Genomic DNA, 13,206 nt, shown 5'->3' with positions numbered 1-13,206 from the left:
GGTACAGCAGCAGGTCGTCCCAGCCGATCCCGCCGCCTCCGCCGGAATGGACGATCACCGTGTTCGTTCCGCCGCTGCCGCCGCTTGACGCCGCGCCTCGCCGCCGCCGGCGGCTGCTCGCTGCGCGAGCCAGGCGTCGCAGCCGAGCACGGCTGCGACATCCCCCCATGCGCCTCTTGGCGAAGACGAGCGCCCCGCATCGCGCCGAGCGCGGCGGACTCGTCCACGCCAAGCAGCGTCCACAGCAGAGCCCAGCGCAGCTCGGGCTCCCACAGCGCCGTCCAGCGCGGCTCCAGCGCCGCCGCCTCGCCGGCAATCTCGCTCCAGCGGCCCCAATCGACACCGGTCGCACCTTGAAGTGCCGCCATAGGCCGCTGTCCGCGAGCAGCCGCAACGCCCGCACCGGGGCCGGGCCTTCCACCATCCGCTCGAGCTCGGCGCGGCACCGCTCCATCGCGATGTGGCGCAGCAGCGGCGCCTGCTCACGCAACGCGGCCCACGTCCCTGCCTCGACCTCGAGGCCGTACGCGGCCGCGAACCGGATGCAGCGCAGCATGCGCAGCGCGTCTTCGCCGAAGCGCTGCTCCGCCTCGCCGACGCAGCGCAGCACGCCGCGCGCCAAATCTTCACGGCCCCCGAACGGATCGCAAACATTCCCTTCAGCATCCATCGCCATCGCGTTCATTGTGAAATCGCGGCGCCGGAGATCCTCCTCCAGGCTCGTCACATACTCCACCGTTTGCGGCCGCCGGTAATCCACGTAGCCGGACTCGGTGCGGAACGTTGTCACCTCGAACGTATGCCCTTCCAAAATGACCGTAACCGTCCCGTGCTGCAGCCCCGTCGGCACCGTACGGACAAAAAGCGACATCACCTGCGCCGGCAGAGCGGATGTCGCGATGTCCATATCTTTTACCGGAACGCCGAGCAGCCGGTCTCGCACGCAGCCGCCGACAAAGTACGCTTCGTAACCGGCCTCGGTCAACGTTCGCAGCACCGCTCGGGCTTCTCGCTCCATTTCGCTCTCAATACCGCTCTCAAACTCCCAGCGGTAACCTGCCTGCGAGACGTTTGTCACAGCGCTCGCCGTTCCATCCCCAAGACCTAGCACTCAATTTGCCGCTCCCGGATCGAGTCGGGCAGCTCACGATTCAGCACCCGGTAATAAATTTCCTCATACTGCCTCGTGATCGCATCGTTGCAAAACGTAAACCGGGCCCGGTGCAAGCAAGCTTCCCGTACGCGCCGATACAGCACTTCATCGCTCAGCAGCGCGATGGCGTGCTCGGCCATGGCCGCCGTATTGCCGACATCCGCCAAATATCCCGTCTCGCCGTGCGTCACAAGCTCCGGTATGCCGCCGGCGTTCGAAGCGACCGTAGGCACGCCGCACGCCATCGCCTCCAGCGCGACGAGGCCGAAGCTTTCTTTCTCCGACGGCAGCACCATCAGGTCGGCCATGGAAATAACTTGCGCCACGTCGTCCTGCTTGCCGGCAAAAATGACGCTGTCCGCCAGCCCCATCTCGCGCACCTTCATCATCACTTTGGACAGCTCCGGCCCTTCGCCGACGAACAGCAGCTTGGCCGGCATCGCCTGCTTCACGCGCGCAAACACGTCGACGACATCCGTGACCCGCTTCACCGGACGAAAATTGGAAATGTGAATGAGCAGCTTTTCGTCCGGCCGTGCGTAATCGAGCCGCAGCGCCGCCGACTCGCGCGGATAGTATACTCTTTTGTCGACGAAATTGTACGCCAGATCGATCGGCCTCGTAATGCCGAGCGAGCGCACCGTTTCGTTGATCAAATCTTGCGAAACCGCTGTCACCGCATCGCTGCGGTTAATCGCGTAGCGGATCAGATCGCTGATCGACTCGTCCTGCGCCAGCACCGTAATGTCGGTGCCGTGCAGCGTCGTGACCACCTTGAGATGGTCGCCGACCATCTGCTTGGCGAGCAGAGCGCATACGGCATGCGGAATCGCGTAATGGACGTGGAGCAGGTCGAGATTTTGCATTTGCGCCACCTGCGCTTGCTTGCTCGCCAGCGACAAGTCGTAAGGCGGGTAGCGGAATACGTAATAGTCGCTGACTTCCACCTCGTGGTAAAAAATGTTTTTATCAAACCTGCCGAGCCGAAACGGCATGCTATGCGTAATGAAATGTACTTCGTGGCCGCGTTCGGCAAGTATTTTGCCGAGCTCGGTCGCGACGACCCCCGATCCTCCGAGCGTCGGATAGCACGTAATTCCGATTTTCAATCTGTCTCCCAACGCTGCTTCCCCCTTCCCCGGCCTTGCATCCGTCAACGTGCCGACGCCGCTAAAACTTCTCGACGAGCAGCGGCAGCTTGGAGACGAAGCCTTCGGCGTACGGCACAAGCCGCTTTTGTCCGAGCAGCCGGTCCCTCGCCTCCACCCGCTCCACGTAACCTTGATTGAGCGGCGTCCGCACCGAATCCGGGCCCGTCGCGTCGAACTGCGAGCGGTACGCGCGCAGTGAGGCGAGCTTTTGCTCGTACACAGCCGAAACGTCGACCATCACGTCAGCCTCGTACACATCGTTGATAAAATAATAATACACATGTTCAACGTTCCATGCCGGCAGCTCCGGCAAATATTTGCGCAGCTTGGCGTTGAACAGCGCCTCCTGCACAAGCTGCGAGCAGCGCACATGGTCGGGATGCCGGTCGTGCCAATACGGCGCAAAAACGATCCGCGGCCGCCGAAGGCGCAGCTCTCTCACGATCGCGCTCACCTGCGCCGCCTCTCCGGTCAGTCCCCTGTCTGGCATTCCCAAGTTCGACCGCACCGCAATGCCTAGCACTTCCGCGGCCGCTGCCGCCTCTTGCTGGCGCAGCAGCGGCGTCCCGTTCGAAGACAGCTCCGCATAAGTGAGATCGCAAATGCCGACTTTATCTCCTGCCGCCGCATGCTTCGCCACCGTGCCGCCCATGCCGATTTCGACATCGTCCGGATGCGCTCCGAACGCCAGCACGTCCAGCGTTTCGCTACCGTTCATGACAGCTTCCTCCTTCCGAGCGTCTTTCGCTTCGTATTCCGTTACGCCGGTCCGAGATCGGGCTTATGCTTTTCGACGAGTTCGCGCCAGCCGAAATCGCCCCGCTCCAGCGCTTTGATCAGCAGCTCGGCCGTCGCCAAATTCGTTGCCACCGGTATGCCGTGCACGTCGGCCAGACGGAGCAGCGCGGTAATGTCCGGCTCGTGCGGCTGGGCCATAAGCGGGTCGCGAAGGAAGACGATCAGATCCATCTGATTGACGGCGATGAGCGCGCCGATTTGCTGGTCGCCGCCCATCGGTCCGGACATGAAACGATGCACCTTGAGGCTCGTATTATCCATGATCCGCTGGCCTGTCGTACCGGTGGCGTACAGCTGGTTGCCGGCAAGCACATGCTCGTAAGCGATGACGAAATCGACCATTTCTTCCTTTTTGCGGTCGTGGGCAATCAATGCGATATGTATGCTCATGAGAGTCACCTACTCCTTGTCCTAGTCGAGAAAATGCTCGAAACCGTATACGAGGCCCGACGTCTCCATCACTTTGCGGATGGCGACCTTTACTCCGGGCATGTAGCCGGCCCGTTCATACGAGTCGTGGCGGATTTTGAGCGTTTGTCCGAACGCACCGAAAATGACTTCCTGCTGCGCAAACACGCCGGGCAGCCGCACGCTGTGGATGCGGAAGCCGTCGTAGTAGCCGCCGCGCGCTCCTTGCAGCGTCTCGTGCTCGTTCGGGTTGCCCTGCTTCAGCTCCTGCCGGTTTTGGGCAATGAGCTCGGCCGTTTTGATCGACGTTCCGGACGGGGCGTCCAGCTTCTGGTCGCCATGATACTCGATAATCTCCACATGCGGAAAATATTTCGCCGCCTGCGCCGCAAAGCGCATCATCAAAATCGCCCCGATCGAGAAGTTGGGAGCGATGAGGCCGCCGATGCCCCGCTGCCGGCACTGCTTGTCCAGCTCGGCGATCTGCTCCGGCGTGAAGCCGGTTGTGCCGATGACCGGCCGCGCGCCGTACAAAATCGATAGCTCCGTATGCCGGACCGCCGTTTGCGGCGTCGTAAAATCGACAAGCACGTCCGGCTTCGCGGCGGCGAGCGCCTCCTCCAGCTCGGCTGCGACGCGTACGCCGCATTCCTCCAGCCCAACCATTTTGCCGGCGTCTACCGGACCCGCCGAGCGGGCGACCGCAGCCGCCAGCTCCAGCTCGGGATCGGTCAGCACCAGCTTGACGACTTCCCTGCCCATGCGGCCGCTCGCTCCCGCCACCGCGACGCGAATTCGTTCAGTCATATGTTGTAGCACCTGCCCTTGTACGTTGTAGTCCTGCGATCTATGTTTACAGCGGCTTCCGCGCGGCGTCCGTCCCCAAAAAACGTTTCAGCTTTTGCTCGTACGACGGCAGCAGCGACAGCACCATGTCGCTCTCCGGAGCAAGCCGGAGCGCATCGTTGACGGCTTGCATCGCCTGCGCCGCATCGCCGACGGCGTCGGCCGCAACAGCAAGCAGCAAATGCGCCTCGACGCTGAGCGGATCGAGCGCAATCGCCTGCTGCAGCAGCGCTATTGCGAGGTACGGGTTCGTCTCCGTGCCGTCGATAGCCCGTCCCGCGCGGACGAGCAGCTCCCGCGCCTGCAGCGTCGACAGATGGAACCGATATTGCTTGGCGTCCGGCGCGAGCCGAACCGCCGTCTCGGCATGCTCTACCGCCTTCGGCAGCTTGTTGCTGCGGGCATACGTAATGGACAGCCGGTAATGATAGTCCGCGTTGTTCGGCTCGGCGTCGATCGCCCGCTCGAACCATTCCGCAGCCCGCTCGAAATCGTTGTTGAGTATCGCCTTGTACGCCTTTTGCAGCTGCGTTTTGCCGTCCATCATACCTGTCCCCCTCCCGCCCCGTGGCTTCTTGTCAGCGGCCATCGGGTTCCGGGCAACCGGCAGGACCGCGCCTGCCTGCTGAGCCGCCGGGTTTCCGACAACCGGCAGGACCGCGCCTGCCTGTAAGCGGCCACCGGGTTGGTACAGCATATGAACGTCAAGACGGTTCGGTGTTGATTTTCGTCCAACGGTTCGCGTCCCGCGTCTTGAACTTGTGCATCACTTTGTCATGCGCTTCCGTCAAATCGATGCCGAGCGAATTGGCGAGACATATCGTCACATACATAATATCGCCAAGCTCCAGCTCGATCGAACTTTCCGCTTCGCTTTTCTTTTTCTTTTTCGGACCGTATTCGTGCATCACTTCCCTCGCCAGCTCGCCGACCTCTTCCGTCAACCGGGCAAGCAGCTCCATCGGGCTGAAATACCCTTCCTTGAACTGCGAAATATAGTCATGAACCTCCGCTTGAATGTGCTGCAGCGAACGTTGCGACATTTCGACCCTTCCTTTCGCCCCTTTGCGCATAATTCTGCATGTCCATCCATTCCATGTTAAACCAAAGCGCACCGGATGACAAATTTTTTTGCAGAGGTTACACTACCTTATATTGGACAACTCTCGTCTGCCCAACGACGTTTTTTACCGCTTAGGAGGGATTCGTTTTTATGCCGTTCACGTCTCGTCTCGGCGAAGCCCGCAATCTGCTCATGATCGCATTGGGCACGGCGATTTACGCCTTCGGCCTGCATTATTTCGTCATCTCCAACGAGCTGATGGAAGGCGGCATTACCGGCATCGCCCTGCTGCTCAACTATGCGCTGGGCATCTCCCCGTCGGTGACGACGCTTGTTCTGAACGTTCCGCTGTTTATTATCGGTTGGCGGGCTTTCGGTGGACGCGGCATGGCTTACACGATTTTCGGCACCGTCTCGCTTTCCTTCTTCCTGTGGGTGGTGGAAGCGCTTATTCGGCTCGGCTGGATCGTGCCGTTCCGCACGACCCACGATTTCATTCTGGCCACCTTGTACGCAGGAGTTACGTCGGGCGCAGGGCTCGGTCTCGTATTCCGCTTTGGCGGCACGACCGGCGGTTCGGATATCGTCGCCCGCATCGGCTACAAGCACCGCGGCTGGAGGATGGGCCAGGTCATCCTGTTCATCGACGTCGCCGTCATCGGTACTTCGCTGCTGTATATCCCGAAAGAAAAAGTGCTGTATACGCTCGTTGCGGTATACATCACTTCCCGGATTGTCGATTACATTATCGAAGGCGCCCAGTCGGCGATCGCCTTCCAGGTCATGACCGACTACGCCGAACCGATGGCCGATGCGATTACGCATGAGCTCGACCGCGGCGTCACCCTCGTTCCGGCGCGAGGCGCTTACTCCAAGCAAGCGAAAAACATCGTCTACTGCGTCGTCTCGCGCAGCGAAGTGCGGCGTCTGAAGCAGCTCATCCGCTCCATCGATCCCCGCGCCTTCATCATAATCAGCGACGTTCACGACGTGCTCGGCGAAGGATTCCGCGAGGAATAGCGCCGCCTTAAAAAAAAGAACAAGGGGGAAGCCGCAGCTTCACCCTTGTTCTTTTTTCCGTATCGGCACAGCGCCGCGTCCGTCGCGGAACATTTGCCACGCGGCATAGGCCAATATTGCGGTGATGACCGAGCCGATCACGATCGTCCATATGATCGGCCGGCGATTATCGACGATAGGCGCGTAAGCGCTTTTGTCTTCCCGTCCGAACAGCTCGTTCAGCATATCGCGCAAATGGCTCGCGCCCTGCTCCAGATTGCCCGCCGGCAGCGGGGTTGCGCGGCTCTGGCCCGCCAAAAACGCGAGCAGCGATTCCATCTTTTCGTTTAGCTGCGGCTCGCGCGAAATGAGCACAGCCGGGCGGATGATGGCGTAATGCGCTTTAAGGCCGGCCACCGCGTATTGCACCGCCTTCGCATCCTTCGTTCGTATTCCTTTATCGAGCGCCTGCGCGTCTTCCTGAAGCAAGCGCTCGTATTGCAGCCACATCGGGTCGTTCTTATGCGTTATTGCATCGACAGCAAGCTTCACTTTCGCCGCACTCAGCTTTGTTTGTTCCATATCGAGCTTCACCGCGTTGAACGCGCGCTTCGCTTCCGTCATCGTCTCGGCGAACGCTTGCATCCCTTCGACCGTCGTTACGCCGGCATACGAAATATGTGTTGCGAGCGCGCTCATGTCGAGCAGCCGCGCCCTCGCCTCCAGGTAGCTTCCGCTCATCGTCAGCTTATACATGTCGTCGGCAAGCCGGCCGAGCTGTTCCAGCTTCGGAGCGTCGGCCGGAGCCGCCGGAGTTGTCTGCGGCGGTTGCGGCTTCATTTCCGCGCCGGCCCGCTGCTGCGATTCCCCGCAAGCCGCGGCGAGCACAGCAAGCAGGCCGATCGCGATCGCAACCAGCACCGAAGCCCTTGCCTTAAGCGAAAACATGGGACATCCCTCCTGCTCCTAACTTATGGAGGGCTGTCCCGTTTTAGAACCGTTTAGCCGGCGGCGCATTACCCGTTCTTCCGCTCCCGCGACGCGCGGTTGAACGGCAAACACAGCAGCGCGGTCAATATGCTGGCGACGCTGAGGCCGACAGTGAACTCCTCAACCCCGTGCAGCCGTTCATTGAGCACGTCAGGCAGCCAAGGATACGTCAATTTTCCATAATCCATATAGTCGTTGGCGAACGACCAGCATGCGACCAGGGCGATATCGACAAGCCTGAACCGGTATAGCCGAGCGAACAACAGCGCTTCCGCCGCCATGCCGAGATGGGACGTGGAAAGCATATAGTCTTGCCAGTCCAGCGCATTGCCGAGCGCCGCCGAAGCGCCGATCATCGATACGGCCCAGATGCCGTATTTGAACGATGTGATCAAGGCAAACGCCTCGATAAAGCCGCGAATGCGGCTAGCCGCCTTTCCCGCCGACCAGCCGAATTTCCCTTCGTATAACAAGTACAGGGTGGACATCGTAAAAAACAGGCTGGCCGTCGGGCTGTCGGGCACGAACGGCAAATACCAGAGCGGCTCGGTGTGCAGCGTCAATTTCAACTGATCGCCATACCAAAAATAGCCGTAAATCGTGCCGAGCAAGTTGATCCAGAACAAGCTCCACAGCAAAAAGCGATTCATGAGGAAAGAACGACTCCAGAAAAAGGACAGTGATACGGCGCTTCGCAAATACGGCTCCTCCCAAGCGTCAAAATCTATTCTCAGTATAGGGAAAACGGCCAAAAAAGCAAACATCCCGGCCTTCCGACCGGGATGTTCGCGCTGCTCATCTTACTTCGATTTCTGCATCGAGAGCCAGTTCGCCAGCTTATCGATGTCGGCATCCGTCAAGCCTTTGCCGATGTTGTCTTTGTACTGAGCCGGCATGTTGCCTTTGCCGTTTTTAATAATGCCGAGGATGTCGTCCTTCGAAAGTGTATCGCCGATGCCAAGCAGCGCCGGGATTCCGGAAGACGGCATGCCCTTCAGCTCGCCGCCGTGGCAAGCGACGCAAGTGGCCTTTTTGAAAACTGCGGCCCCCGGATCGTCAGGAGCGACCATCGCCACTTTTTTAGCTGCACCGGCGCTCGGAGAAGGCGCTGCTTTGCCTGCCCCTTTGGCCGCTCTCAATTCTTCTTCCCGTTTCACGTCTTCGGGTATAATATTCTTTTCTTTCAGCTCTTCTTTGTAATGGTGCCAAGACGTATAGGTCAAGTATCCCATTGCAAGCAGCGTCACGATCATTAGCGCCGAAGTAACCGGACGACGGTAGAACCGACGTTCCGGGCTCAGATCAAGGAACGGCACGAGCATCAGGCCGAGGAACGCGAGCCCCGGGACGAGCACCGTACCGAAAACGACATAATGATCGGACGTATACGGGTATTTCAGGAACTGATAAAGGAACAAGAAATACCAGTCCGGCATCGGAATGAATGCCGTATTGGTCGGATCAGCCGGATAGCCGAGCGGAGCCGGTTCGGACATGACCAAGGCTAGGATGCCGACGAGCACGACGACCCCAACCATCCATTCTTTCAGCAGGAAGTTCGGAATGAACGCCTCCGATTTGCCCGGGTAAGCGGAATAATCGGGCTGCTTCAACCTTTCGGTCTTAAGCCGAACGCGGGAATCCCCGACGAATACTACTTTTTCACCTGGCTTGCGATCATGCGCCACGTCTAGGTCCTCCTTTCGATTATAGCGGTCCGGAAATGCCTTGCTTACGGATCATGAAGAAGTGTCCTGCAAGCAGGGCAAGCAGAACCGCCGGCAAGAAGAAAACGTGGATCGCGAAAAACCGGGTAAGGGTTACTGCGCCTACCACCTCGCCGCCTTGCAGCAGCGTCTTTATGTAGTCGCCAATGAACGGCACCGATGCCGCAATCTTGATCCCTACTTGCGTTGCGAAATACGCCTTGTTGTCCCACGGCAGCAAATAACCGGTAAAGCCGAGGCCGAGCATGACGCCGAAAATCATCATCCCGACGACCCAGTTCATTTCGCGCGGCGCCTTGTAAGAGCCTGTAAAGAAGACGCGCAGCGTGTGCAGGAACATCATCACGATAACGAGACTTGCGCCCCAGTGATGCATACCGCGCACGATAACCCCGAACGCGACTTTGTGGGACAAGTAATCGACGCTCGCGTAAGCGTTAATGATATCCGGCGTGTAATACATCGTCAAAAACATGCCGGACAAAATTTGAATGACGGTAATGAAAAACGTCAGACCGCCGAAACAGTAGACGAACGCCGAAAAGTGGTGAGCCGGGTTGACGTGCTCCGGAACTTCGTGGTCGGCTACATCCCGCCACATCGGCGTAATATCCAGACGTTCGTCGATCCAATTGTACATCGATTTAAACATCCGACCGTGACGCCTCCTTATTTCACTCTCGAGTTAGGATGCAGCTGGCCAACGTACACGAAGCCCTGCTCCACTTTAACGGAATATTCGTCCAGCGGCAGCGGCGCAACGACGAGGTTTTTGCCGTCGGCCGTATATTTGGCCCCGTGGCAAGGACAATGATACTCGTGCGAAGGCGCATCGAAGCTTACCGTACAGCCTAAATGCTTACAGGTCGGATTCAGCGCAAATACTTGGCCTTTGCTGTCCTTGGCGATCCAGGCGGTCAGCTCGACATCGCTCTCGTACCAGCCGTCCACCTGATGCATTTTGAATTGGAAAGCTTTCGGCTCGGTGCCGATCTGTGCTTCCTCGACAACCTTGATCCAGTCCGCCTTCGCCTTCGGCTCCAGCACCGGATCGATAGCAAAGCGCAGCATCGGAATAATGATGCCGGCCGCCATGAAACCGCCCGCCCCGCCGAGGGTGTAAGAGAGGAATTGGCGCCGGGACATTTCCCGCTTCACCGGCTTCTCGCCGTGCTGCCCAGCCTGCTTGTTGTGGTCACTCATTTCGCGTTCTACCCCCCTAGGCACACCTATGTTCACGTCGCATTCGACAATACGTTACACTGTTACTAGGACATTAATATAATAGCTACGGCTATAGGGGCGTCAAGGATAGCGCCCGTCCGCTCATGCGGCGAAAACGCCGGCGCTTCGCAAATTTTAACGAAATTGTCACATTCCATTTTGCCAGCAGCTATGTATTATAGTGAGCAATTGCCTTGGCAAACATACGCCGAATTACGCGCCGTTTTCCCTCGTCCACAGCGACTGGATTTGCGCCGTGACAGAGCGCCTCGCATCGTCCGGCGAAGCTTGCAGCGATGCGGGATCGACGTACAGCTGCAAATCGGCCGCCGCCGGCAGCATGCCGCTTACGCGGGCTGCGGCTGTGATCGCCACCACGTACCGGAACCCGGCTTCCTTCAATGCGTGGCAGACGTCGTCGAGAATGCGCTCGCCGGCTTGTCCGGGCACATATTGAACCGCAGGGTACGTCACGACTCTGCCGCGGTACGGAATCTCGATAAGATCGAGCGCGTCGCGCAGCTCCTCCAGCCGGTCCCCCGCTTCCCACGGCGATTCCGATCCGGTCAAGCCGGTGATCGGCAGCAGGCACGTATCCAGGTAAGGCTGCAGCTCCGCCCACTGGTCTTTGGCGATTTCGCTAAATTTCATCGGTATCTCGACCTCCCACGCCCCACTGTACCATAAAAAAAAGACATATGAAACATGCGTTCATATGCCCGGGGATTGGAGCGATTTCAGTTCGTTCGTCAACGCTAGGAACGTCAGTTGGTCTCCCTTCGCTAAAGCGCTGTCGATCTCCTGATAAAGATGCTGTTCTTTGTATTTTCGAATGGCCTCATCCCAAATCATTTCCGCGTAAAGACTGAGCAGCGCGTCACTCGTGGCGTTCGATTTTCCCATAGGATTTACCTCCGCATGGCTCCAAGCTTCGCTACACCTTGCACTCCGGCGAGTGGCGAGGTTTCTTTACTACAAACATATTCAGCAGCGGCAGCGGCGCGCGCGACACCCGCCCGTTGCCATGCGAATGTGCATTCACCCAGCGCATCGGTCGGGATTGCGGCGCCGCATGGCGCATGCACGCACGCCGGCTGCCCGCTACGGCTCAACCGAGAGCGGGATGCGGTCTTCCTCGTCGACATACGTGCCCTGTATAATGGAAGAGCCGAGCTTCGTCATTTGTACGACCCGCCCGCGGCGGTCGTCTTCCCCGATGCGCAGCAGGCCCAGATGCATCATCATCTGCACGATGCGCTGCTCGAAGATCGACTCGGAAGAGTCGAAATAAAACGGCCGAATGAGCGGACAGAGCGTATTGCCGAGCGAATCGGCCGTGACCCAGGCGCGGGCGAGCCGTTCGACCCATTGCACGATCGATTGGATATTGGGAATCGGATTTTTGTACAGCCGCAGCCAGAACCGGTATACCGCCGGAAGCTCGCCTGGCATGCCGCTTTCCGCCTGCCCGCTGCCGGTTTCGGTGAGCGTCAATAGGCCTCCGTCCTCGGCGATGAGCCCGTTATAATAGCAATAGTCGTAAATGAGCGAAAACCGGTTCGGGTATTCCTTGAACATGCGGCCGTAGCCGAAACGAAACGCCGTCTTGCCGAGCGGCTCTTCGCGCACCGACATGCTGTCGAGCACTTGCCCGAGCGTACGCTTGTACATGCTGCCCGCGTCCGTGAGCGGCACGTCCCGCTCGCGCACAAAGCGCAAAAAGTGCACGATGTCTTCCACGATCAGCTTTTGTTCGTCGCGGTACACGCCCGGTTCGCCGTCGATTGCGTCCAGGCCGGTCTGAAACTTTTTGGCCAGCACGTCGCTGAACCGTTTTTTCAAATCGGAGGGCACCTGAAACAAATATTTCGTCTGCTGCGAGTACCCGTTGAACAGCCAGCCCAGCTGCTTGAAGCGGGTAATCATGTCGCGCGGATTCCAGCCGTCCTCTTCTTCGCCGCGCACAAACTTCGTTTGCTGCACGCGGGCGACGAGCTCCTCCAGGCTGAACGAGCTGCGCGCGTCGAACAGCAGCGAATTGAGGAAGCGGATATCTTCCACAGACAGCGATTCCACCTGCTCTTCGAACACGTCGCGGCGCCCGACCTTGGACAAAATCGATTGGATCAGCTCGTGCTTGGAATGCCCGTTGCATTCGCAGTCGTACGTTCTGGCGATGCGGCTCAGCTGGCCGATGTCGGCGTAGCTCAGCATATCGGCGAGATTCATCGTAGGTCACCTCACTTCCCATTATGGGAAAATGAGGAAGCGATTATACCCGGCCGGCCGCAGCTACAACTGCAAATGGCCGACGTCGTTGTACACGACCGTCTCCCACCGCTCCCCGCTATGCCGCAGCACCGTGAGCGAACCGTTTACGAGCGGATCGTGCGCCTGCTCCAGCCCTTTGAATTGCAGCACGCGGCCGATGAACGCGCCGTGGGAGACGACAAGCAGCTGCCGCCCGGCATGTTGCCGCAAAATAACGTGCTCGTAAAAATCGAGCCAACGCGCCACACCGCTTCATCGCTCTCCTGCCCCGGCGCCAGCGCGCGCCAATTCTCGCCCCAGCGCTCCAGACGCTCGGCGACGGTCGTGCCCTCGAGCTCGCCGAAGCTTTTTTCCCGCAGTCTGGCGTCTGTTGTGAGCAGCGGTATGCCGGCATGCGCGGCGATCAGCTCGGCCGTCTCCCGCGCGCGCCGCAAATCGCTGCTGACGATGCCTGTCCAAGGCGTGCCGCGCAGCGCCTTCCCCAGCCTGGCCGCCTGCTCGCGCCCTTCGTCCGTCAAATCGGTATCGAGCTGGCCCTGCATTCTTCCGGCCTTGTTCCATTCGGTTGTGCCGTGT

17 protein-coding genes and 1 pseudogene are annotated in these 13,206 nt (G+C 59.3%); 1 reads left to right on the top strand and 17 read right to left on the bottom strand.

Translation table 11 applies throughout. The features are described 5' to 3' along the window. From SD70_RS06895 to SD70_RS06865, 7 genes are all read right to left on the bottom strand, one after another. Positions 1-997, bottom strand: a 997-nt coding sequence (locus SD70_RS06895; protein ID WP_394297943.1) for a CCA tRNA nucleotidyltransferase, incomplete at its 3' end; no start/stop codon positions are given. 107 nt (positions 998-1,104) lie between these two features. Continuing rightward, positions 1,105-2,274 (bottom strand): N-acetyl-alpha-D-glucosaminyl L-malate synthase BshA, encoded by a 1,170-nt coding sequence (gene bshA, locus SD70_RS06890; RefSeq protein ID WP_041046862.1) that lies wholly within the window; start codon positions 2,272-2,274, stop codon positions 1,105-1,107. A 49-nt stretch (positions 2,275-2,323) separates the two neighbouring features. Next, complete coding sequence (gene bshB1 / locus SD70_RS06885; RefSeq protein ID WP_041046861.1) at positions 2,324-3,022, bottom strand: bacillithiol biosynthesis deacetylase BshB1; 699 nt, start codon at positions 3,020-3,022, stop codon at positions 2,324-2,326. Positions 3,023-3,063: 41 nt separating this feature from the next. Then, positions 3,064-3,492, bottom strand: a complete 429-nt coding sequence (locus SD70_RS06880; protein WP_041046860.1) for a methylglyoxal synthase — start codon at positions 3,490-3,492, stop codon at positions 3,064-3,066. A 21-nt stretch (positions 3,493-3,513) separates the two neighbouring features. Beyond that, entirely contained in the window at positions 3,514-4,317 is an 804-nt protein-coding gene (gene dapB / locus SD70_RS06875) for a 4-hydroxy-tetrahydrodipicolinate reductase (RefSeq protein WP_041046859.1), read from the bottom strand. A gap of 46 nt (positions 4,318-4,363) precedes the next feature. After that, a complete protein-coding gene (locus tag SD70_RS06870) occupies positions 4,364-4,903 on the bottom strand; it encodes a tetratricopeptide repeat protein (protein WP_231571080.1) in 540 nt (179 codons plus the stop codon). A 157-nt stretch (positions 4,904-5,060) separates the two neighbouring features. Beyond that, positions 5,061-5,399, bottom strand: a complete 339-nt coding sequence (locus SD70_RS06865) for a nucleotide pyrophosphohydrolase (protein WP_041046858.1) — start codon at positions 5,397-5,399, stop codon at positions 5,061-5,063. Between the two features lie 170 nt (positions 5,400-5,569). Between SD70_RS06865 and SD70_RS06860 the strand changes: the two genes are divergently transcribed. After that, complete coding sequence (locus tag SD70_RS06860) at positions 5,570-6,439, top strand: YitT family protein (protein WP_041046857.1); 870 nt, start codon at positions 5,570-5,572, stop codon at positions 6,437-6,439. 39 nt (positions 6,440-6,478) lie between these two features. Here the strand turns inward: SD70_RS06860 and SD70_RS06855 are convergent, their stop codons facing one another. The 10 genes and pseudogenes from SD70_RS06855 to SD70_RS39160 form a co-directional block, all read right to left on the bottom strand. Then, positions 6,479-7,366 (bottom strand): sporulation protein YpjB, encoded by an 888-nt coding sequence (locus SD70_RS06855; protein ID WP_041046856.1) that lies wholly within the window; start codon positions 7,364-7,366, stop codon positions 6,479-6,481. 68 nt (positions 7,367-7,434) lie between these two features. Continuing rightward, a complete protein-coding gene (locus SD70_RS06850; protein ID WP_231571079.1) occupies positions 7,435-8,058 on the bottom strand; it encodes a DUF1405 domain-containing protein in 624 nt (207 codons plus the stop codon). 150 nt (positions 8,059-8,208) lie between these two features. Continuing rightward, positions 8,209-9,096, bottom strand: coding sequence for a menaquinol-cytochrome c reductase cytochrome b/c subunit (locus SD70_RS06845; RefSeq protein ID WP_041046855.1), 888 nt, complete (start codon positions 9,094-9,096; stop codon positions 8,209-8,211). 19 nt (positions 9,097-9,115) lie between these two features. Next, positions 9,116-9,787: a menaquinol-cytochrome c reductase cytochrome b subunit gene (qcrB, locus tag SD70_RS06840; RefSeq protein ID WP_041046854.1), complete on the bottom strand. Its 672-nt coding sequence runs from the start codon at positions 9,785-9,787 to the stop codon at positions 9,116-9,118. A 17-nt stretch (positions 9,788-9,804) separates the two neighbouring features. After that, positions 9,805-10,338 carry a ubiquinol-cytochrome c reductase iron-sulfur subunit gene (locus SD70_RS06835; protein WP_041046853.1) on the bottom strand — a complete coding sequence of 178 codons (534 nt, stop codon included), beginning with the start codon at positions 10,336-10,338 and terminating at the stop codon, positions 9,805-9,807. 234 nt (positions 10,339-10,572) lie between these two features. After that, positions 10,573-11,010: a DUF2487 family protein gene (locus SD70_RS06830; RefSeq protein WP_041046852.1), complete on the bottom strand. Its 438-nt coding sequence runs from the start codon at positions 11,008-11,010 to the stop codon at positions 10,573-10,575. Between the two features lie 60 nt (positions 11,011-11,070). Next, positions 11,071-11,262: an IDEAL domain-containing protein gene (locus tag SD70_RS06825; protein ID WP_041046851.1), complete on the bottom strand. Its 192-nt coding sequence runs from the start codon at positions 11,260-11,262 to the stop codon at positions 11,071-11,073. Positions 11,263-11,460: 198 nt separating this feature from the next. After that, positions 11,461-12,588 carry a hypothetical protein gene (locus tag SD70_RS06820; RefSeq protein WP_041046850.1) on the bottom strand — a complete coding sequence of 376 codons (1,128 nt, stop codon included), beginning with the start codon at positions 12,586-12,588 and terminating at the stop codon, positions 11,461-11,463. 63 nt (positions 12,589-12,651) lie between these two features. Continuing rightward, positions 12,652-12,876: a histidine phosphatase family protein gene (locus SD70_RS39165; RefSeq protein WP_269432433.1), complete on the bottom strand. Its 225-nt coding sequence runs from the start codon at positions 12,874-12,876 to the stop codon at positions 12,652-12,654. Positions 12,877-12,947: 71 nt separating this feature from the next. Continuing rightward, positions 12,948-13,172: pseudogene (locus tag SD70_RS39160) on the bottom strand (histidine phosphatase family protein); the annotation flags it as partial. Positions 13,173-13,206 lie beyond the last annotated feature (34 nt).

It is taken from the genome of Gordoniibacillus kamchatkensis (assembly GCF_000829455.1).
Lineage (GTDB): Bacteria > Bacillota > Bacilli > Paenibacillales > NBRC-103111 > Gordoniibacillus > Gordoniibacillus kamchatkensis.
The sequence above is the reverse complement of the archived record's forward strand: the minus strand, read 5'-3'. Positions and strand labels throughout refer to the sequence as shown.